At 40.2% G+C, this 21591-nt stretch carries 15 protein-coding genes; 7 read left to right on the top strand and 8 right to left on the bottom strand.

Features of this window, described 5'->3' with window-relative positions:
- Positions 1 to 2 precede the first annotated feature (2 nt).
- Positions 3 to 2267: a TonB-dependent siderophore receptor gene (locus tag ACPF64_RS09135; protein WP_080026492.1), complete on the bottom strand. Its 2265-nt coding sequence runs from the start codon at positions 2265 to 2267 to the stop codon at positions 3 to 5.
- Between the two features lie 169 nt (positions 2268 to 2436).
- Complete coding sequence (gene nfuA, locus ACPF64_RS09130; protein ID WP_003653074.1) at positions 2437 to 3075, bottom strand: Fe-S biogenesis protein NfuA; 639 nt, start codon at positions 3073 to 3075, stop codon at positions 2437 to 2439.
- 158 nt (positions 3076 to 3233) lie between these two features.
- On the opposite strand from nfuA, the gene ACPF64_RS09125 reads away from it, so the two are divergent.
- The 5 genes from ACPF64_RS09125 (at position 3234) to ACPF64_RS09105 (ending at position 9071) form a co-directional block, all read left to right on the top strand.
- Entirely contained in the window at positions 3234 to 3851 is a 618-nt protein-coding gene (locus tag ACPF64_RS09125; RefSeq protein ID WP_003653076.1) for a rhomboid family intramembrane serine protease, read from the top strand.
- Between the two features lie 168 nt (positions 3852 to 4019).
- Positions 4020 to 5696 carry an arylsulfatase gene (locus tag ACPF64_RS09120; RefSeq protein WP_426456061.1) on the top strand — a complete coding sequence of 559 codons (1677 nt, stop codon included), beginning with the start codon at positions 4020 to 4022 and terminating at the stop codon, positions 5694 to 5696.
- On the top strand, positions 5693 to 6697 hold the full coding sequence (locus ACPF64_RS09115) for an SUMF1/EgtB/PvdO family nonheme iron enzyme (RefSeq protein WP_426456060.1): 1005 nt from the start codon (positions 5693 to 5695) through the stop codon (positions 6695 to 6697). Before ACPF64_RS09120 ends, ACPF64_RS09115 begins: the two co-directional genes overlap by 4 nt.
- Positions 6698 to 6804: 107 nt before the next feature.
- Positions 6805 to 6969, top strand: a complete 165-nt coding sequence (locus ACPF64_RS09110; protein WP_426456059.1) for a hypothetical protein — start codon at positions 6805 to 6807, stop codon at positions 6967 to 6969.
- Between the two features lie 554 nt (positions 6970 to 7523).
- Complete coding sequence (locus ACPF64_RS09105) at positions 7524 to 9071, top strand: hypothetical protein (protein WP_151743957.1); 1548 nt, start codon at positions 7524 to 7526, stop codon at positions 9069 to 9071.
- Positions 9072 to 9117: 46 nt separating this feature from the next.
- On the opposite strand, the gene ACPF64_RS09100 is transcribed toward ACPF64_RS09105, so the two are convergent.
- Positions 9118 to 10452 (bottom strand): D-serine ammonia-lyase, encoded by a 1335-nt coding sequence (locus tag ACPF64_RS09100; protein ID WP_426456058.1) that lies wholly within the window; start codon positions 10450 to 10452, stop codon positions 9118 to 9120.
- Positions 10453 to 10616: 164 nt separating this feature from the next.
- Positions 10617 to 12248 carry an inorganic phosphate transporter gene (locus ACPF64_RS09095; protein ID WP_017391706.1) on the bottom strand — a complete coding sequence of 544 codons (1632 nt, stop codon included), beginning with the start codon at positions 12246 to 12248 and terminating at the stop codon, positions 10617 to 10619.
- Between the two features lie 464 nt (positions 12249 to 12712).
- Here ACPF64_RS09095 and metH point away from each other — a divergent pair, with 464 nt between their 5' ends.
- Positions 12713 to 16399 (top strand): methionine synthase, encoded by a 3687-nt coding sequence (gene metH / locus ACPF64_RS09090; RefSeq protein ID WP_426456057.1) that lies wholly within the window; start codon positions 12713 to 12715, stop codon positions 16397 to 16399.
- Positions 16400 to 16511: 112 nt separating this feature from the next.
- Here metH and ACPF64_RS09085 read toward each other — a convergent pair whose 3' ends face one another.
- From ACPF64_RS09085 to ACPF64_RS09070, 4 genes are all read right to left on the bottom strand, one after another.
- Positions 16512 to 17516: a transketolase family protein gene (locus tag ACPF64_RS09085; protein ID WP_426456056.1), complete on the bottom strand. Its 1005-nt coding sequence runs from the start codon at positions 17514 to 17516 to the stop codon at positions 16512 to 16514.
- A 10-nt stretch (positions 17517 to 17526) separates the two neighbouring features.
- Positions 17527 to 18372, bottom strand: coding sequence for a transketolase (locus ACPF64_RS09080; protein ID WP_426456126.1), 846 nt, complete (start codon positions 18370 to 18372; stop codon positions 17527 to 17529).
- A 19-nt stretch (positions 18373 to 18391) separates the two neighbouring features.
- The gene (locus ACPF64_RS09075) at positions 18392 to 19693 is read right to left on the bottom strand and encodes an MFS transporter (RefSeq protein WP_426456125.1); all 1302 of its coding nucleotides are present in this window, start codon (positions 19691 to 19693) and stop codon (positions 18392 to 18394) included.
- 77 nt (positions 19694 to 19770) lie between these two features.
- Positions 19771 to 20520 (bottom strand): SDR family NAD(P)-dependent oxidoreductase, encoded by a 750-nt coding sequence (locus tag ACPF64_RS09070; RefSeq protein ID WP_426456055.1) that lies wholly within the window; start codon positions 20518 to 20520, stop codon positions 19771 to 19773.
- Positions 20521 to 20704: 184 nt separating this feature from the next.
- Between ACPF64_RS09070 and ACPF64_RS09065 the strand changes: the two genes are divergently transcribed.
- A complete protein-coding gene (locus ACPF64_RS09065) occupies positions 20705 to 21580 on the top strand; it encodes a LysR substrate-binding domain-containing protein (protein ID WP_080593047.1) in 876 nt (291 codons plus the stop codon).
- Positions 21581 to 21591 lie beyond the last annotated feature (11 nt).

Below are 21591 nucleotides of genomic sequence, written 5' to 3'. Positions count from 1 at the left end.
GATTAGAAAGAATATTTTAGAGAGGCGTAATAAGCTCGACCTGGCTCATTGTAAGTTTGGCTAATCGAATTACTATCTCTTAAAATTTGTTTATCAAACAAGTTACTTACACCAACACGCGTACTAATATTGTCTGAAATTTTATAACCAACATTAATTCCAGCCGTACTATAGCTTTTTACAGTGCTTGGCTTAATCGCAGAATTTGTTCCACCTGAACCAATGCCAGATTCGATTCTATTTTCGGCAAACTGACGCGATTTTTGACGACCATATTGAGTAAATACAAAATTCACATCTAATTGATCTGTAATGTCGTAATCAAAAATTGAGTTAATTGTATAGTTAGGAACTAAAGATAATGGGTTACCCGTTTGCTTATCTTTCGAATCCATCATATAGGTAAAGTTGTTGGTCCAACGAATATCGCCAAAGTCTAATCCCAAACTTCCTTCAAAACCTTGAATTAATGCTTTAGGCGTATTTTCCCAACGTAAGATATTCCACTTCGTGTTGGTCACAGCTCCTGTATTTGCATTGGTACTTGAGCCATCTACAGTGCCAACAACATTCGTTCCTGCCACAATCTTATCTTTATAGTCATTACGGAACCACGTTAAGCTCGCGTTGACAATGTCTTTTTGGAACTGGATGCCTAACTCTTTGTTTACCGAAGTTTCAGGTTTTAAATCACCATTACCTTGTAATAAACAACGCGATTCAATATTGGCTGGACAACCATTGCCGTTCGTACTGAGTAAGTACCCTTCGGCATTTTGATACATATTTGGTGCTTTATAAGCTTTTGCTATCCCACCTTTTAACGTGAAATAATCATTGAGTCTTTGAGTAACGTTTAAGCTTGGGCTCCAGTTAGAGCCAGATTTGCTATGGTCGTCAAAACGTAAACCTAACACGGCATCGGTGCTGTCTGTGAGTTTCAAGTTGTCTTCGATATATGCAGAAGCAATACGTGATTCCATTTTACTGCGATTGCCTTTAGCTAATTGATCGCCATAACCTGAACCGCTGCTGTCTGTCCCCTGATTTGTCGAAATATTATCTTTAAATCTGTCTTCAACCCATTCAGTACCGAGTGTTAATACATGTGGTACATAATATTCAAAAGGAATATTGGCTTCACCATTCAACCGAAGAGTCTCTAAGCGTGAAGTGGCTTTATCATCCAGATTATTAATTTTTCCTTCTGTGCTACCACCCAGACCTTCAGGCAAACGTTTATTATGAGTTTTATCGTATTGAGCAACTAACTTACTTTTACCCCAAGACCAATCACCTTCATGTGTTAAAGCATAGCTATCACGGTACATGGTATTGGTTTCTTTACCAATAAGCTCCGAAAGAATCGCATCAGCTTCAGCATTTGCATTTAACTGAGAATCACCAGAATAAATATTCCCTTGCTTGCTAGATGAGACATCGAGCAAGACTGTTTGTTGGTCTGTTGCTTGCCAAGCTAAACGTCCTGAAATATCTTTATTTTTAACGCCTTCACGCCCAGCTGCCGTACTGCCAATTGATTTATTAATATCGACATCGTCAGCTTCTGTTTTATTGTAATTACCATATAAACGGTATGACAAAACATCTTTAATCAGTGGCCCACTCAAGTTAAAACCAACTCGATTTGATGAACCTTCTTTAGAGTCTTCAGGTTGTGAAGTATAGAGCTCTACCGAACCATGGGTTTCATTCGTCACTTTTTTAGTAATGATGTTGACTACACCACCTGCTGCACCCGAACCATATCGAGCTGCCGCTGGTCCACGTAAAACTTCAATCGATTCGATTGCTTCTGCTGGAACCCAGTTTGAATCACCGCGTGTATCACGTTCCCCTTTCCAACCATAGCGAACTGAATTACGAGAGTTAACAGGTTTTCCATCCACTAAAATGAGCGTATTTTCAGGACCCATTCCACGAATGTCGATTTGTCTATTATTACCACGCTGCCCTGTTGCACTGTTTCCCGTTAAATTTACACCAGGCATACGGCGTACATAATCTGAAATATCATTACGAACTGGAAGTTTTTCTAAATCTTCTTGGGTGATCACTGATACACCGAGCGATTGCTTTACTTGCTCTTCAGCTGTTACAAAAATTGTTTCCAATTTCACAGGTTCAGCAGGCTTTTCTAATGCTGGTTCAGCTTGTTCTTGCTCATTTTTTGCAGCATAAGCCATAGACATCATACTTGCCAGTACTGAAACAGAAAGCACTGACTGGATAATACGCTTCGACATAAGTATTCCCAATATATTGATTTATTAAACATCTCTCATTTTAAGTTCCGCATTGTAACAAATCTAAATAAAATTACAAATGATATTGATAATAATTATCATTATTTATATTGAATAATAAAAAAACCTCATTTCGAGGCTTTTTTATTTCACTTTTCAAATAATTTAATTATTTGAAATAAGCACCTTCAGCTTGTGTATGGTCAGTTTGGTCAACCACACGTTGAAGCTCTGGAATATGCTCTCTTAACGTCGTTTCTACACCTTGTTTCAAGGTAACGTCAATTGCAGAACATCCTTGGCAACCACCACCAAATTTCAATACAGCAGTTAAACCATGTTCTGGATTATCTTGTACTTCTACCAAGCTACAATTCCCGCCATGGCCTGCAAGACCCGGGTTAATTTCTGCTTGAAGAATGTAAGTAATACGCTCTTCAATTGATGCATCTGGACCAACACGTGGAACTTTAGAGTTTGGCGCGCGGAAAGTTAACTGCCCACCAAAACGGTCCTTATTGTAATCAATTACGGCATCTAAAAGATAAGGAATAGATGGCGCGTCAATATATGCAGGGAAATCTGGATAGTCCTGTTTATAATCCGTTGGGATTACTTCTTCTGGTGCACTATATGCCATACAGCATTCTGCACGTGGCGTACCCGGATGTTCAACAAAAACTCGAACGCCAATTCCCGGAGTATTTTGCTTCGTCAATAAATCGTGCAAATACTCTTGTGCAGATGGTGTAATCAAAAGGTTTGGAATTTCTTCTGCAACAGCAGTGTTGGTGTTCTCAGTCGACATAACAATATTCCTCAAGCTGATGCCTTTATATTAACCGAAGATGAGGTAGATTTAAAAAAAATCAACTAAATTTGTCGGATTTATACACAACAGGGTTTCAACTGAAGTTTTTAATGGCATTATTGGGCTCAATATTGATCATTTTTTAAATATTTCTTATGTTGCATCTGCCGTTTAACCATACCATTACCCTTATTATTATTACGGTCATTGTTTCTTTACTTGCGTTTAGCAATCAAAACGTGATGAATCGTTTGATTTTTTGGCCACCTGCAATGCAACGTGGGCAATTTGATCGTTTCATTACTCATGGCTTTATCCATGCAGATGGTACACACCTACTTTTCAACATGATTACCCTGTTCTTCTTTGGCAGCATTATTGAAAGTTTTTATCGCCAATATTTTTATGACATGGGTTTTGTTTTGTTCTATTTAGGCGGTTTAATCTTTGCGATTTTACCAAGCTATTTACAACATAGAAATGATACAAACTGGGCGAGCCTCGGCGCCTCTGGTGCTGTCTCAGCTGTTTTATTTGCTTATATTCTATTTCAACCATGGAAGCTGATTTTTGTATTCTTCATTCCAGTACCAGCCATTATTTTTGCAGTTTTATATGTAGCGTACAGCATTTGGGCTGGTAAACGTGGTAATAGCCATATCAACCATAGTGCTCATTTATGGGGTGCAGCTTACGGGGTCCTTGTCACCATTTTGATCGAACCTAAAGTGATTCCACATTTCTTAGATCAACTGACTCGTATTCCGTTCTAAGTCAGGCACTCAAAAAAAGCCCGTAATGGGCTTTTCTTTTTTTCTCATTTATTTATCACCATAAATTCTCAGTCTTTTTTCTGATTTTCTTTGATCTTTTCCTTGTTTTGATTGCAAAAACCATCTGATTAAACTCATGCCAAATCTTTTAATAATTCAGATGATACAATGAAGTACAAAGCAATTTTATCTAGCCTTTCCATTGCTTTATTTAGCTTATCTTTGGCTGGATGTAATGACAACGATAGACAAGAAAATGTAGTCAGCACTCCTAAACAGCCCAATATCTTATTTATTATGGCGGATGACTTAGGCTATTCAGATTTAGGGGCTTTCGGTAGTGAAATTCGTACACCAAATATTGATAGCCTAGCTCAAGAAGGTCGCCTTTTAACTGACTATCACACCGCCCCGACCTGTTCCCCAACACGCTCTCAACTCATTTCAGGTACTGATCACCATTTAGCTGGTATTGGTGCAATGGCTGAACTCACACCAGAACATTTAAAGGGCCAGCCCGGCTATGAGGGCTATTTGAATGAGCGTTCGCTATCGATTGCACAAGTGCTGAAAGATAATGGCTATCGTACTTATATCAGCGGTAAATGGCATTTAGGGCTAACCCCTGAAACGAATGCCCACGCAAAAGGTTTTGACCATTCATTTACCTTGTTACAAGGCCTAGATCACCACTTTAAGCAAGCGCCAAGTGCATTTAAGCGAAATTCGACCTATACGGAAGATGGGCAAATTATTCCTGTTTCAGCATTGCCTGATGACTTTTTCTCAACAAATTATTTTACCGATAAATTACTTAGCTATTTAGACTCCGGCAAAAATAGCGGCAAACCATTCTTTGCTTACGCTGCCTATACAGCGCCTCATTGGCCAATTCAGGCACCTGCTGAATACCGTGAAAAATACCGTGGAGTTTACAATGTTGGTTACGATGCAATTCGTAATGCGCGTATCGCACGCCAAAAACAGCTTGGTATTATCCCGGCAAACTTTGAAGCAGCCGAACCGATTGCAACTCAAAATGCTCCACAAAAATATGGAAAATGGGATGAGTTAACAGCCGAACAAAAGGCACTAGAAGCCCGTAAAATGGAAATCTATGCAGGTATGGTAGAAAATCTCGATGCCAATGTGGGCCGAATTATTCAATACCTCAAACAAAATAATCTTTATGACAATACCTTAATTTTCTTTGTTTCCGACAATGGTGCAGAAGGTTTTGTACGTGGAGGATACGGCAGTGAATCTGGCTTTGATAACTCTGTAGCAAATGTAGGTACACCGACCTCGTATCACTATATTGGTCCACGTTGGGCTGAGGTTAGTGCTGCACCTTTCCATTTGTGGAAGGATACGGCTGGTGAAGGTGCAACTACTGCCCCTGCTATCGTGAAATTACCAAATCAGAAAAAAGCAGAAGAAACGAATCATAGCTTTGCATCAGTACTCGATGTTTTCCCAACTTTACTAGAATATGCTCATATTCCAGTACCTCAAGGCCAATACAATGGTCGTACCATTAACACGCCATCAGGGATTTCATGGAAACCTTTACTTGAAAATAAAACCACTACGATTCGCCCCGAAAATTTTAGTTTTGCTGATGAGTTACATGGCAGTAAATATGCAAAACAAGGCGAGTGGAAAATTGCACTTCAAGGGCGCCCTGAATTAGGTACAGGAACTTGGGAGCTATACAACATTAAAGCAGATCGAGGGGAAAGACAGAACGTTGCTCAGCTTTACCCTGCTAAAGTGCAAGAACTCTTATCGGTCTATCAAAAATATACTGAAAAAAATGGTGTGCAGGAATATAACGCCAAATGAGATTGAAACCATTTTTAGTTACGACCATCAGCCTGTCTTTTATGGCAGGCTGTAGTCAATCTTCACAAGTTTCTGAACCCGCACCATCGTCTCAGCAGCAAACCTCGTTAGCTGACTTGGGTTCTATTGAGAAATGTAAAAACTACACTGGACTACCTCAAGGTTGGCTAAAACAACCTACAGCTGGAATGGTTTTAATTCCTAATGGACATTTTAATTTTGGTTCTGAAAAAGCCTATCCCGATGAACTTAATTTTGGAAAAAAGCAACGGGAAGTCAAAGGATTCTGGATTGATCAAACAGAAGTTACCATTGCTCAGTTTGCAAGTTTCGTAAAAGCAACGGGTTATATCACCGATGCCGAAAAACAAAAGCAGGCTGCTGTTTTTTCACCAGACCCTCAACATCCACAGCAATGGTGGCAGCTAAAGTCAGGTTATACATGGAAAACTCCAAACGGTAATAATGGTGCCGTAGCTAATCCGAATGAACCTGTGCGATATGTGAGTAAAAACGATGCTGAACATTATGCAGTCTGGTTAGGACATGATTTACCAACAGAACTAGAATGGGAATATGCAGCTAAAGCGAATTCGCAAACTGATACACCATTACATCAGGCCCCTACCGATGAACATCAACATCCACAAGCAAATTACTGGCAAGGTAAATTCCCTTTTCAAAACCTGAATCAAGATCACTTTAAAGATGTTGCGCCCGTTGGATGCTTTGCACCAAATCATTTCAAACTATTTGATATGATCGGAAATGTATGGGAATGGACATCATCTCCATATCAAGGTGCTCATGACCAACATATGGGAAATTATTCTGATTTAAGACAACAACAAATCACCAGTACACAATATGTAATTAAAGGCGGATCTTTTCTTTGCGCACAAAATTATTGTTCACGTTATCGTAGCAGTAGCCGCTATCCGCAAGACTTTGATTTAGCAGCAACCCATGTGGGCTTCCGAACGATTTTACGATCTGATTAGTTTCTTTAAATCAGAATTATTAAATATATTCTTAACCAAAAATAGATCGAAAAATAATCAAAATATTTCTATAGTAAAATGGAGAATGATAAAAAAGTGAGAACAAGATGAAAACATTACTTCTCTGTGCAGCAGCAATTTTCACAATGTCATTATCAGCCTGTGCAGTTCATACACCTGAAGGTAGTGTTGTGATTGATCCAGATTCACCTTATCACAACCATCCAGGAGACTTTTGCCCACCAGGACAAGCGAAAAAAGGACGTTGTTAGAGATAGCTTCTTTTAAAGTAATTTTGAAGTTACTTTAAACAAATAAGGTTCAATCAAGTGATAAAGTGAGTACAAAAATGGAGGGTTCCAACCCAAAAATAGATGGGGTGAAACTAGAAAATTATGGTGTAAAAAAATCACCATATCCCCAAGATTTTTAAAAGACAATCTTATGTTGTCTTCTATCTAGTTTCACCCCAATTCTTTCTTATTCAGTCTGACTTTTCTTATCTTTTAATAAAAAAGTCTAGTTTTTAATCATTTCTGTATCTGTATTATTGATACATTTTGAACATTTTACCTTCAGGCTAAAACTGATGTATTTGCTTAATACAAAATAATCATTTATGTAACGTAAGTCTATAAAAATGTTCTAAAATTGTGAAAAAAATTAAGACCAAAATGAGATGAATTTATCATAATAATTCCCTCTTCCATGTTTCATCACATAAATAATCAATATTATTTTGTCAGTTATTGCCACTCGTTTCCTTTCATTGGCATAGATAATGTATACATCTGTATATTAACCCAGTCGTATAACGAGATATTTTATGTCCAGCACAAGTCAAGTCGAAGGTCTACAATTTCCAGTACACGCCTCAACAAAAAAACAAAGCTCATCTCTTACTGGCCAAGAAATTTTGTCAGAGGCTTTATCTGTTGTAGATAATAAAACCGCACAACAAGTGTTGAATGAAAAAAACTGGCGAAAAAATTACCCAATATATTTTAAAGCACTTGTTAAACAAGGAATTTCTAATAGTAACCACCCCATTACTATTGCGAAGCAAGGTTTGCATAAAGCTCACCATATTTTTGACTATTATCGTGATAGTAAACACTACCTTTTAAAAGATGCAGTTAATATTGCTTCATCTACGCCACTTCATACAGTAAAACTTAAAGGTGAAAGTGATGCAGCACCTGAATGGTATGTTCCTTACAAAGGGCAAAAACTAAGCGGGCAAAGCTTACTGGACCAGATTCAACGTTGGGAAGAGGCTGGTATTATTGAACCAAGCCATGCAAAAGCTCTACGTGAAGCTATTGCTCACCCAGAATGGTTTGATTTATCAGACCGTACCATGGTGCTGTTTGGTGCAGCTTCAGAAGCAGGACCTCTACCTTGGTTAGCCAAATGGAAAGCGAATATTGTTGCTGTCGACTTACCAAACCCACGTGTCTGGGGCAAAATTTTAAATACGATTCAACAAGGAAACGCAACCCTCATTGCGCCTAGTGTTGAACAAATTGATTCATCAGCAAAAGTTTCTGAATTAAAGGATAAATTGGGTGCAAATTTATTGACTCAATTACCAGAAATTGCACAGTGGTTAGTCCAGTTTCCGCAAAAGTTAGATTTGGCTGCAATAGCTTATTTAGATGGCGAAAAGCATGTTCGTGTTTCCATGGCAATGGACAGCATCATGCAATTTGTGAGCGAGCATAAGTCTGATACGAGCCTTATGTTTATGTGTACGCCAACCGATGTTTATGCGGTTCCTAAAGAAGTCGCTAAAGCTGCTCAACAAAAGTTTAAATCACGCACAAAAATACAAAAAATGGCAGTGAAAGGTGTTTCCGCTCTTTCGCTCAATCGTTTTTTTCAGGCACCATATCAAGACTTAATTGCTTGTGAAAATGGAAAAACTTATGGCATTGCCGACTGTCTAGTTGTTGAACAAGGGCCAAACTATGCTTTGGCAAAACGCATTCAACAATGGCGTGCTATTTTGGCCCGCCATCAAGGACAACACGTCAGCATTAATATTGCACCATCAACAACGACTCACTCTGTGACTAAAAATCCATTGTTAAAAGCAGCTTTTAATGGTGCAGAGCTTTTTGATGTAGAAGCATTTAGCCCTGAAACTACCAATGCAATTATGGCTGCAATCTGGATTCATGACTTAAGAAATGAATCTTCTGTAGCAAATCCTGAAACTGAGCTAGACCATCCGCTTGAACTTATGATGGAAGGTGCCAACCACGGTGGATTGTGGCGTGTTGCTTATTTAGCAAGAACTGCTCTGCCTTTTGCTGCAATCTATGGCTTTGCAACCGAAAAACTACCTTTTGGAAAATCATCTAAAAAATAATTTGATTGAAGCCCAATTCTATAATTGGGCTTTTTTCTGTGTTTCTCTATTTATTTTGAAAATGTGATAGATATTTTTGCATTTCATCAGGTGGCACCATACCGCCTCCTGTCGCCCATATCACATGAGTTGCCTGTTTTAATTGCTTAGCTGACAACTGATGTAAAGCCAAATAATCAGGGTTAGTCTGGACATAGTATGGCCCCATCATTCCTGCCACCGCAGAAGGCTCAAGCTGAATATTTTCGGTTTGATTTAAAAGCGCAATGAGCTCATATAAACGTTCATCATCAATGGTGTAATAGCCATCAATTAACTGCTGCATAGCACGCCCAACAAAACCTGAAGCACGGCCTACTGCGAGCCCATCTGCGGTAGTTACATTATCGAGGCCAATATCATTCACTGAAATCTGATCATGCAAACCTGTGTGGACACCCAGTAACATACATGGTGAATGGGTGGGTTCTGCAAAGATACAATGTACATGCTCACCAAAAGCCAGTTTCAAGCCAAAACTTACCCCACCAGGGCCACCACCAACGCCACATGGCAAATAAACAAATAATGGATGTTCAGCATCGACTTTAATTTGTTTTTGCTCAAATTGCTGTTTTAAGCGTATTCCTGCAACTGCATAACCTAAAAACAATGTTTTTGAGTTTTCATCATCAATAAAAAAGCAGCGCGGATCTTGCTCTGCTGCTTTTCTTCCCTCTTCAACCGCTACTCCATAGTCACTGGCATATTCCACAACATTAACGCCTAATGAACGCAGTTTGTCTTTTTTCCATTGTCTTGCATCAGCCGACATATGGACTGTGACTCTAAAACCCAGTTTGGCGCTCATAATGCCTATAGAAAGCCCTAGGTTGCCTGTAGAACCTACTGCAATCTGATACTTAGAAAAGAATGCCCTAAATGACTCTTGATCTAACTTACTGTAATCGTCTTCAAACTTGAGAAGTCCAGCCTCAATGGCCAACTTTTCGGCGTGAGCCAAGACTTCATAAATACCACCACGCGCTTTAATTGAACCTGAAATAGGTAAATGGCTATCTTTTTTCAGCCAGAATACTCCACTCAGTTGCACTTGTTCTGTTGAAGAAAGTGCTTGTTGCATATAGGCAATTTCAACGATCTCTGATTCAATTTTTCCATGTTGCGCTTGAGTTTCAGGAAACACTTTTGCCAAATAAGGTGCGAAACGCTCTAATCGGGCTTCTGCTTCACTTACGTCTTCGGCTGTTAATCCAACTTTTTCTAAAGCTTCTTTTAAAGGATAGCAATGAGGTGTAAACCAAAATGTTTCTTGATAAGCTTGCAGTGTCTCAATAAGTGGAAATTGTTGTTTTAGCTGATCTATTTGAACCGCATCCATAATCTATCCTGATATAAAAGTTTTAAGCCTAGCCTCTGAAGTTACTTGAGGCTTTATAAGGACTCGTTAATTTATAATTGAATGTACATGAAAATAGACTGAACGTTAAAAAGAAACAAATAAAAAAGCCACTGTGAACAGTGGCTTTAATTTTTTAAATACTTTTATACAAACTGTAAGAATAACCAATACAAACCGCCTGACAAACAGATTGTTGCAGGAAGTGTAAATACCCATGCAGATAAAATCGTTTTAACTGTATTGAAGTTTAAACCCGATCTATTCGCTACCATGGTACCTGCAACAGCACTGTTTAAAACGTGTGTTGTTGAAACAGGCATACCTAAACCGTCGGCAGCTGCAATTGTACTCATTGCGACAAGCTCAGCAGACATCCCTTGACCATAAGTCATATGATGTTTACCAATACGTTCACCTACAGTCACAACAATACGTTTCCAACCAACCATGGTGCCTAAGCCAAGTGCCAAAGCAACTGCTACTTTCACCCAAGTTGGAATGTATTGTAAGAATGAATCTAAGCTACTACGGTATTCTTTCACGAGTTTTTCTTGTGATTGATCCATTTTTGGTAAAGCATCTGCTTTATCCAAACGCTTAAACGTCGTTGTACTTAAATACATGTCATTGCGAATTTCACTGATTGCAGCTTCTGGAATGTCTTTTAAGTTGCTATAGCTAGAAACTCGCTCACCCAAATGATCAGTCATGCTTGCCAATGCAGGCACTACTTCCGGAGTTTGCTGTTTAGTCTGAATATATTTAGTCAAAATAACACGTGCTTTTTCATCGGTTAATTCTGGCTGATTTTGATTCAAAAGTACGGCAGTTTGAGAAGAAAGCTGATGGAATGATTGAACTTGTTGTGTATCAAGGTTTTTATTCAATGAATAAGCCAATGGCACCAGACCAACCAAAATCAGCATGATTAAACCCATACCTTTTTGACCGTCATTCGAACCATGTGCAAAACTTACACCTGTACAGGTAAAGATTAAAATTGCACGAATGATTGCTGGTGGTGGTTTATTACCTTCTGGTGGTTGGAATAATTCTAATTGGCGTTTAAAAATAGTTTTAACCAACAAGAATACAATCGCTGCAAAAGCAAAACCAATTAAAGGTGAAAATAATAAGGCCTTACCGACTTTAATCACCTGATCCATATCAACACCACTGGTGGTTACGCCAGTCGATGCACTCAACAGATGGTTCATAATGCCCACACCCAAGATTGAACCAATCAAAGTATGAGAGCTAGAAGCAGGAATACCCAAGAACCAAGTACCTAAGTTCCAGAGAATTGCAGCAATAAGAAGCGCAAAAACCATTGCGAAACCTGCACCGCTACCCATGTTCATAATCAATTCAACAGGCAACAATGCAATAATGCCGTAAGCGACTGCGCCGCTTGCAACCATTACCCCAAGAAAATTACAAAAACCTGCCCACATGACTGCAACTGGTGCAGGTAAAGCATTGGTGTAAATCACTGTCGCTACTGCATTTGCAGTATCATGGAAGCCATTTACAAACTCAAAGCCTAAAGCAATCAAGAGTGCAGTAGATAAGAGAATAACCGAATAAAGACTCAAAGGCGGTACATGCGCTAAATCAGCACTCACCTGAAATCCAATATAAATAAGTGTTGCAACAATAATTGTCAGAAACACCGGCATAAAGAACTTAGGTGTCGGGACATGTACATTCGTCGATTTGACTTGCAGGTTTGCCGCAAGTTTTGAATCCGAAACAGGGGGTAGATTAGAATTCATGCAGACGGTAAGAGGATAGAAAAATCCTCTGTATTCTTAAATTAAATTATGACAATTATATGACAAAGCGGCGCCTGATGAAGTCAATTTTTCATATTTTGACCTCATTTGATGCACCTTTCCTCTATAAAATTTATTTTTTTATTAAAATACAATAATTTAAATCAATTTATATCTTCCTTATTTATGACTATTTTTAAAGCAAAAATATCTAAAAAATTACCTGTATGACGATTTTTTAAACAGGTTAATTGTCATAAAACGGAATATTGGAGATGAAATATTTCAATATCATGATCATTTTATGAATATTTGATGAAAAAATGCCCTCTTTTTGTTCGAAAACACTTTTTTTTACGACTAATTTACGGTGAATGGTGGGTCGTCATAGATCATCAATTGTGCTGCTATTCTGTTACAATAGCGCCGCATTTTTAAATTCATATAAAAGATCGGGGTTTTCTATGTCTACGCTTGCCACCCTAAAAGCGCTTCTTGCTAAACGCATTCTGATTATTGATGGTGCAATGGGAACGATGATCCAGCGCCATAAATTGGAAGAAGCCGACTACCGTGGTGAGCGTTTTGCTGATTGGGCACATGACTTAAAAGGTAACAATGACCTTTTAGTTTTGACACAGCCAGAAATCATTCAAGGCATTCATGAAGCTTATCTTGATGCTGGTGCAGACATTATTGAAACTAACAGCTTTAACGGCACGCGTGTTTCAATGTCTGATTACCACATGGAAGACCTTGTTCCCGAAATTAACCGTGAAGCAGCGCGTTTAGCCAAAGCAGCCTGTGAAAAATATTCAACACCAGACAAACCTCGTTTTGTAGCGGGTGTACTCGGCCCAACATCGCGTACCTGTTCAATTTCACCCAATGTAAATGATCCTGCCTTTCGTAACATTACCTTTGATGCGCTAAAAGAAAACTATATTGAGGCCACTCATGCGCTGATTGAAGGTGGTGCAGATATCATTCTGATTGAAACCGTTTTTGATACATTAAACTGTAAAGCTGCAATTTTTGCGGTGAAAGAAGTCTTTAAGCAAATTGGTCATGAATTACCACTCATGATTTCAGGGACCATTACCGATGCATCGGGTCGTACCTTAACAGGTCAAACTGCCGAAGCGTTCTGGAACTCTGTACGCCATGGTGATTTACTTTCAATTGGTTTTAACTGTGCCCTTGGTGCAGATGCCATGCGCCCTCACGTTAAAACTGTGTCTGATGTTGCTGATACTTTCATTTCTGCCCATCCAAATGCTGGCTTACCAAACGCTTTTGGTGAATATGATGAAACACCAGAACAAACTGCTGCCTTCTTAAAAGAATTTGCAGAAAGTGGTTTGATCAATATTACCGGCGGTTGCTGTGGTACCACACCAGATCATATTCGTGCTATTGCCAATGCGGTAAAAGACATTGCACCTCGTCAAATACCAGAAACTAAGCCAGCTTGTCGTTTAAGTGGCTTAGAACCATTTAATATTTATGACAACTCATTGTTTGTAAACGTAGGCGAACGTACTAACGTTACCGGTTCAAAAAAATTCCTACGCTTAATTCGTGAAGAAAACTTTGCCGAAGCTTTAGAAGTTGCACAGCAGCAAGTGGAAGCTGGTGCACAGATTATTGACATTAACATGGATGAAGGGATGCTCGATTCGCAAAATGCGATGGTACATTTCTTAAACCTTGTGGCCTCTGAACCAGATATTTCACGTGTGCCAATCATGATTGACTCATCGAAATGGGAAATCATTGAAGCAGGCTTAAAATGCGTACAAGGCAAACCGGTTGTTAACTCGATTTCTTTAAAAGAAGGTTATGACGAGTTTGTTGAAAAAGCTCGCTTGTGTCGCCAATATGGTGCTGCGATTATTGTGATGGCCTTTGATGAAACTGGTCAGGCCGATACTGCTGCACGTAAACGCGAAATCTGTAAACGTTCTTATGACGTTTTGGTTAACGATGTAGGCTTCCCTCCTGAAGATATTATTTTTGACCCGAACGTGTTTGCAGTAGCAACAGGTATTGAAGAACACAATAACTATGGCGTTGATTTTATTGAAGCCACAGGTTGGATTAAACAGAACTTACCTCACGCCATGATTTCTGGTGGTGTATCGAACGTATCGTTCTCGTTCCGTGGAAATGAACCTGTTCGTGAGGCGATCCACTCTGTGTTCTTGTACCATGCCATTAAACAAGGCATGACTATGGGTATTGTAAATGCCGGTCAAATGGCAATTTATGACGATATTCCTAAAGAACTCAAAGATGCAGTTGAAGATGTTGTTTTAAACCAAAACCAAGGTGAATCTGGTCAACTCGCTACTGAAAAATTACTTGAAGTCGCTGAAAAGTTCCGTGGTCATAGTGGTGCACAACGTGAAGCCGAAAACCTTGAATGGCGTAACGAACCTGTAGAAAAACGTCTTGAATATGCGTTGGTTAAAGGTATTACCACATACATTGACGAAGACACAGAAGAAGCCCGCCTAAAAGCTAAACGTCCTTTAGATGTAATTGAAGGCGCTTTGATGGACGGCATGAACGTTGTTGGTGACTTGTTCGGCTCAGGCAAAATGTTCCTACCACAGGTTGTGAAATCTGCACGTGTCATGAAACAAGCTGTGGCTTGGCTCAACCCGTACATTGAAGCTGAAAAAACAGGTAGCCAGTCTAAGGGTAAAGTTCTGATGGCAACTGTTAAGGGCGACGTACACGATATTGGTAAAAATATTGTGGGTGTTGTACTCGGTTGTAATGGTTATGACATTGTTGACCTTGGTGTGATGGTACCTTGCGAGAAAATCTTGCAAACTGCGATTGATGAAAAATGTGACATCATCGGGTTGTCAGGCCTGATTACTCCATCTTTAGATGAAATGGTGTTTGTTGCGAAAGAAATGCAACGTAAAGGCTTTGAGATTCCTTTATTGATCGGTGGTGCTACGACATCGAAAGCACACACAGCAGTAAAAATTGACCCTCAGTACCATAACGATGCGGTGATTTATGTTGCCGATGCCTCACGCGCTGTGGGCGTTGCAACTACCCTGCTTTCAAAAGAAATGCGTGGAAAATTCATTGAAGAGCACCGTGCTGAATATGCCAAAATTCGTGAGCGCTTAGCCAACAAACAACCAAAAGCAGCAAAACTGACTTATGCAGAGTCTGTTAAAAATGGCTTTAAAATTGATGAAAGCTACGTTCCAGCAAAACCAAATCTTTTGGGAACTCAAGTTTTAACAAACTACCCGCTTGAAACATTGGTTGAATATTTTGACTGGACACCATTCTTCATTTCTTGGAGCTTGGCAGGTAAGTTCCCGAAAATTTTACAAGATGAAGTGGTTGGTGAAGCTGCAACAGATTTGTACAACCAAGCTCAAGCAATGTTGAAAGATATTATCGACAACAACCTTTTTGATGCACGTGCTGTATTTGGTATGTTCCCTGCGCAGCGCACTGACGCCGATACCGTCAGCGTATTTGATGAAGCGGGTCAAAATGTTACGCATACCTTTGAACATTTGCGTCAGCAATCTGACAAAGTCACAGGTAAACCAAACTTGTCTTTAGCAGATTACATTCGTACTGACCGTGAGCAACAGGACTACTTAGGTGGATTCACTGTATCGATTTTTGGTGCAGAAGAATTGGCAAATGAGTACAAAGCTAAAGGTGATGACTACTCTGCAATTTTAGTACAGTCGTTGGCAGACCGTTTTGCTGAAGCTTTTGCCGAACACTTACATGAACGCATTCGTAAAGAGTTCTGGGGTTATAAAGCTGATGAAACACTGACCAATGAAGAACTGATTAAAGAGAAATATGTCGGTATTCGCCCAGCGCCGGGTTACCCAGCGTGTCCAGAGCACTCTGAAAAAGCGGTGTTATTTGACTGGTTAGGTTCTACAGACAAAATCGGCACTAAACTGACTGAGCATTTTGCGATGATGCCACCATCTTCAGTAAGTGGTTTCTACTATTCACACCCTCAAAGTGAATACTTTAACGTGGGTAAAATCTCTCAAGACCAACTTGAAGATTATGCAAAACGTAAAGGTTGGACACTTGATGAAGCGAAGCGTTGGTTAGGGCCGAATTTAGATGATTCGATTGCTTAAGTTCGTATAAATAATCTAAAGGGTTATTCTATTTAAATAAAATAACTCTGATTAAAAATAGGGCGTGAAGGAAATTCCATCACGCCCTTTTCAATTTGGAAATTTAATATTTCTACTTCAAATGTGACTTAATCTTCTCTTTAACTGCTTCAGTTGAAATACCATATCGATCATGCAAAGTTGGTAATGCGCCTGCATCTAAAAATGCATCTGGCAAACCAATCATATCAAAACGAGGATGTTGTCCATTTCTTAAAAGTAGTGAGCCGACTGCTTCCCCTAAACCACCCATGACTGAGTGATTTTCGGCAGTTAAAACAGGACGTCCACCTTTTGCGACTTCATCCAAAATGGTTTGTTCATCTAAAGGTTTAATTGTAGGTACATGCAGCACTGAAACCTCAATGCCCTCTTTTTCAAGCTCTTCGGCTGCCTCAAGCGCACGCATGGTCAATAAACCCGTCGAAATAATGAGTAAGTCTTTACCCGGTTTAATCACCTGCGCCTTACCCAATTTAAACTGGTAATTGTATTTATCGAGCACTAATGGAACCTGTCCACGCAATAAGCGCATATATACAGGACCGTTATGTGCGGCAATTTGAGGAATCGCCTGTTCAATTTCCAAGGCATCACACGGATCAATGACCATTAGGTTCGGCATTGCACGGAAAATCGCAATATCATCAGTCGCCTGATGGCTTGGGCCGTAGCCTGTGGTTAACCCCGGAAGTGCCGCCACAATTTTGACATTCAAGTTATCTTCTGCAATTGCCATACAAATAAAGTCATAGGCACGGCGTGATGCAAACACGGCATAGGTTGTAGCAAAAGGAACAAACCCTTCACGAGCGAGTCCTGCTGCTGCGCTCATCAAAAGTTGTTCTGCCATGCCCATTTGGAAAAACTTGTCTGGGTTTTCTTTAGCAAAAATATGTAGGTCAGTATATTTTGATAAATCGGCTGACAACCCCACAATATCGTCACGCTCTTTTGCCAAGGCATTCAGTGCATGTCCAAATGGTGCAGATTTGGTCGGTTGCCCCTCGGCAGCAATAGAAGCAATCATTGCCGAAGTGGTTAGTTTTTTCTTAGGAGGATTGGCTAACTGGCTCATGGTGTATTCCTTACTGTCCGTAGTGGGTCAAAATGTTTAAAGCGTAATCCCATTCATGTTCATCAACACGAATGAAGTGTGTTTTTTCACGGCTTTCCAAGAAAGACACGCCTTTTCCCATTTTGGTGTCACAAATAATGACTCGTGGGCATGCTCCCTCATGGTTTCGTGCTTGATCGAATGCCTCAAGTAAAGCTTCCATATTGTTGCCATCTACGCGCTGGGTGTACCAACCGAATGACTGCCAACGATCTACAATGGGTTCAAACGCTAAAATTTCACTGGAATGTCCATCTGCCTGCTGATTATTCACATCAATAATGGCAATCAAGTTATCTAGTTTCCAATGAGAAGCAGACATCACCGCTTCCCATGTTGAGCCTTCATTTAGCTCTCCATCGGACAGTAAGTTATAAACAAAAGCATCCGACTTTTTCTGTTTCAGTCCTAAACATGCGCCGACTGCAATTCCAAGACCATGCCCCAATGAGCCACCTGTAATTTCCATACCTGGTGTGTAAGAAGCCATGCCTGACATCGGTAAACGGCTGTCATCTGCCCCGTAGGTTTCAAGTTCTTCAAGCGGGATAATTTTTGCTTCAATTAAGGCTGCATAAAGTGCAATTGCATAGTGCCCAATAGACAAATAAAAACGGTCACGGCCTTCCCACTCTGGGTTTTCTGGCTGATATTTCATCGCATGGAAATAAGATACTGCCAGTAGATCTGCGGCACCTAATGCTTGTCCAACATAGCCTTGACCTTGTACTTGCCCCATACGTAAAGCATGTTGGCGAATGTGGTAGGCACGTTGTTGCAACTCGGCAATTTGGCCTGATTTATCAACATTTAACATTGTCATTTACTATTCCTTATTAACGATTGACCAGTTTTGCCGGAACGCGCAGAACCAAACTGGCACCGAAAATTAATACTGCTGTGATTAAGAACATGCCGATTGCATTTGAGCCTGTGTTGGTGGTGACCCAACCGATTAAATAAGGTGAGCAGAATCCAGCAAGGTTGGCAAAGCTATTGACTGCTGCAATACCTGCTGCTGCCGAAACACCACCCAAAAAGTTGGTTGGTAACATCCAGAATAAAGAAGATGCAGTGAGCACACCTGAGGCTGCAATGCAGAGGAAAATTAAAGAAAGTGTCAGATTTGAAGCGAGCAAAGTCGCAAGTGTAAGTGCGATCGCACCCGCACACATTGGGATAATTAAGTGCCAACGGCGTTCTTGGAAATGGTCACCACTGCGCCCTGCCAAAAGCATAACTACAATGGCGCACATATAAGGAAGACTCGTAAGTAGCCCAATATGCCAGTTATCACTGATGCCTGAGTTACGAATGAGACTAGGTAGCCAAAAGGTAATGGCGTATTGACCCATCACCACACAGAAGTAAATGCCTGCAAGTAACCATAAACGTTTATCGGCGACAAACTCTTTAATGCTACCGTGACCTTCTTTGTGTTGGTTATCTTGAGCAAGCTCTTGCTTCACCAAGTTTTTCTCGTCTTGAGTTAGCCAGTTCGCGTCTTGAACGGAATCTTTTAAAACAGCGAGTACGAGCAAACCGACGACAACCGTAGGAATCGCTTCAATTAAAAACATCCACTGCCAGCCAAACCAGCCATGCACACCGCTCATTCGGTCCATGATTAGACCCGAAAGTGGCCCACCAATCATTCCCGAGATTGGAATCGCGATAAACCAAAGTACGGTCATGCGTGCTCGACGATAAGATGGGAACCAGTAAGTGAGGTAAAGCAATAAGCCTGGGGCCAAACCCGCTTCGGCAACACCCAGTAAAAAACGTAAAGTGTAAAATTGCCATTCGGTTTGAACAAAGGCAAAACAGCCTGACAAAATGCCCCATGTAATCATGATGCGGGCAATCCAGCGTCTTGCTCCTACTTTGTGGAGTACGATGTTACTTGGCACTTCACATAGGAAATAACCAATAAAGAAAATCCCTGCGCCTAGCCCATATACAGCTTCACTAAACTGTAAATCGCTCATCATCTGGAGCTTGGCAAAACCAACATTTACTCGATCTAAATAGGCACAAAAATAACAAAGCATTAAAAATGGCATAAGCCGAAATGCAATTTTTCGATACGCCGATTTACGAACTGCCGTATCTACTTCAGATGAAAATACTGTATCCATCATGCGAATCCCTTTACATTTGGCCACAGTATCCTCTTGTGACCATCATTCTATTTTTAGTTTTGAAATGGCAAGCTTTAATGAATCAGCATGCCACCATTTACATCGAGTGTTACACCCGTTAGATAAGCTGACAGATCACTTGCTAAAAATAATGCTGCATTTGCAACATCTTGTGCTTTACCTAAACGGCCGAGCGGAATACCAGCAAGAATGTCATGACGACGGTCATCATTCATTAAACCGCCAGTAATATCGGTTTGAATAAGACCCGGAGTAAGAGAATTTACACGAATCTGATCACCACCAAACTCACGAGCCATCGCTTTTGCCAAACCTAAAACCCCTGCTTTTGCAGCGCTATAATGCGGCCCGCCAAAAATACCACCACCACGTTGTGCTGAAACAGAAGATAGACACACAATGCTTCCGCCACCATTTGCTTTCATGGATGGAATAACAGCTTGTGACATAATGAGTGTTCCGCGTAGGCTGACATCTAAAACACGGTCATAATCATTGCGTTGAATATCAAGTGTTTTTACAGGTTGGGTAATGCCTGCATTATTAATTAAAATGTCGATTTTTCCATAGTGTTGCAGTGCTTGTTCAACAGCTACTTTGACCTGTTCTTCATTTGCAACGTTTGCAGCAAGACCTAAATGCCCTTCGCCAAGTGCCTTTGCAGCGTTTTGGCTTTGAGCAAGATCTAAATCAACAATAATGACTTTGGCACCTTGCTGTGCAAAGATTTCTGCGGTTGCTCGCCCAATTCCACGTTCTGATGCTGCACCGGTAATTAATGCCACTTTTCCTTGTAGTAACATGTTGAATCCTCTTTTACGCTTTATTTCCTGAGTTCAGACTTAGATTCTCTTTTTTCAGAAGTTCCAGCAATCATCTCGAATTCAACAAGGCATGAAAAAAATTCATGCCTGTGCTATTTTGAAATGAGTTTTAGGGATAAAAACGGTTTATTTTATGGATAGTAGTGAAAACAATTTCAACCAGATGCCCTCAATTAAAACATTACAGGCTTTTGAACAAACTGCCCGTTTTGGCAATGTTGCAAAAGCAGCAGAGAATTTAAATCTCACGCCTTCAGCAGTCAGTCACCAAATTGCCAAACTAGAAGAAATGATTGGGCAAAGTTTATTTATTCGTGGTGCCCGTGGTGTGACGCTGACCCCTTCAGGTGAACGCTATTTTCAGGATGTCACGACCATCTTGCATAACCTGATGTTAGCCACTGAAAAAGCTGCCGATAAAAGCCCTAAAGACAGTTTATATATTCATTCATCCCCAAGTTTTGGTTTGCTTTGGCTACTACCACGCCTCGAATCATTTAAAGAAAAGTTTCCAATGATTCAGGTCAACCTGTCGTGTTCTTATGAAAACTTGCACTTTACTCGGGACAAGATCGACATTGATATTCGCCATGGTCTACCTAACTGGACGGGTGTGGAAATCAGGACAATTCGCAATGAAAAGCTAGAAGTGCTTGCATCACCTAAGTTACTTGAGCGTAGCCCAGTGCATAAGCCCCAAGATTTATTAAAAAAAGAACTGATTTTATCGCGCTCAACCTTAGTCACTTGGCCTCAGTGGTTTGCGCATCAGGGCTTAAGCATTCCTGAGTTTCCCTATACTTTGAGTTTTGACCGCTCTTATATGTCACTTGAAGCAGCCACACACGGACTAGGTTTTGTTTTAGAAAGTAATTTACTCACTCAAAATTATTTGGAATCTGGAAAGTTAGTTAGAGTTTTTGCAGATGAGCTATCGATTCCTATTTCTGCTCATCATTTGGTTTACCCGCGAACCCATCAGTTTATTCCTAAAATTGAGCTGTTTTTAAACTGGATTCATGATGAGTTGGCGGATTGAGAAAGTGATTG

The organism is Acinetobacter sp. KB005, assembly GCF_049949095.1.
Lineage (GTDB): Bacteria > Pseudomonadota > Gammaproteobacteria > Pseudomonadales > Moraxellaceae > Acinetobacter > Acinetobacter calcoaceticus.
The sequence above is the reverse complement of the archived record's forward strand: the minus strand, read 5'-3'. Positions and strand labels throughout refer to the sequence as shown.

Excerpts from the sequence above, each read along its gene's own strand:
- ACPF64_RS09065 (WP_080593047.1), top strand. The coding sequence starts at position 20,705 with ATGCCCTCAATTAAAACATTACAGGCTTTTGAACAAACTGCCCGTTTT.
- ACPF64_RS09105 (WP_151743957.1), top strand. The coding sequence starts at position 7,524 with ATGTCCAGCACAAGTCAAGTCGAAGGTCTACAATTTCCAGTACACGCC.
- ACPF64_RS09075 (WP_426456125.1), bottom strand. The coding sequence starts at position 19,693 with ATGGATACAGTATTTTCATCTGAAGTAGATACGGCAGTTCGTAAATCG.
- ACPF64_RS09100 (WP_426456058.1), bottom strand. The coding sequence starts at position 10,452 with ATGGATGCGGTTCAAATAGATCAGCTAAAACAACAATTTCCACTTATT.
- ACPF64_RS09110 (WP_426456059.1), top strand. The coding sequence starts at position 6,805 with ATGAAAACATTACTTCTCTGTGCAGCAGCAATTTTCACAATGTCATTA.
- ACPF64_RS09135 (WP_080026492.1), bottom strand. The coding sequence starts at position 2,267 with ATGTCGAAGCGTATTATCCAGTCAGTGCTTTCTGTTTCAGTACTGGCA.
- nfuA (WP_003653074.1), bottom strand. The coding sequence starts at position 3,075 with ATGTCGACTGAGAACACCAACACTGCTGTTGCAGAAGAAATTCCAAAC.
- ACPF64_RS09095 (WP_017391706.1), bottom strand. The coding sequence starts at position 12,248 with ATGAATTCTAATCTACCCCCTGTTTCGGATTCAAAACTTGCGGCAAAC.
- ACPF64_RS09125 (WP_003653076.1), top strand. The coding sequence starts at position 3,234 with ATGTTGCATCTGCCGTTTAACCATACCATTACCCTTATTATTATTACG.
- ACPF64_RS09115 (WP_426456060.1), top strand. The coding sequence starts at position 5,693 with ATGAGATTGAAACCATTTTTAGTTACGACCATCAGCCTGTCTTTTATG.
- metH (WP_426456057.1), top strand. The coding sequence starts at position 12,713 with ATGTCTACGCTTGCCACCCTAAAAGCGCTTCTTGCTAAACGCATTCTG.
- ACPF64_RS09070 (WP_426456055.1), bottom strand. The coding sequence starts at position 20,520 with ATGTTACTACAAGGAAAAGTGGCATTAATTACCGGTGCAGCATCAGAA.
- ACPF64_RS09120 (WP_426456061.1), top strand. The coding sequence starts at position 4,020 with ATGAAGTACAAAGCAATTTTATCTAGCCTTTCCATTGCTTTATTTAGC.
- ACPF64_RS09085 (WP_426456056.1), bottom strand. The coding sequence starts at position 17,516 with ATGAGCCAGTTAGCCAATCCTCCTAAGAAAAAACTAACCACTTCGGCA.
- ACPF64_RS09080 (WP_426456126.1), bottom strand. The coding sequence starts at position 18,372 with ATGTTAAATGTTGATAAATCAGGCCAAATTGCCGAGTTGCAACAACGT.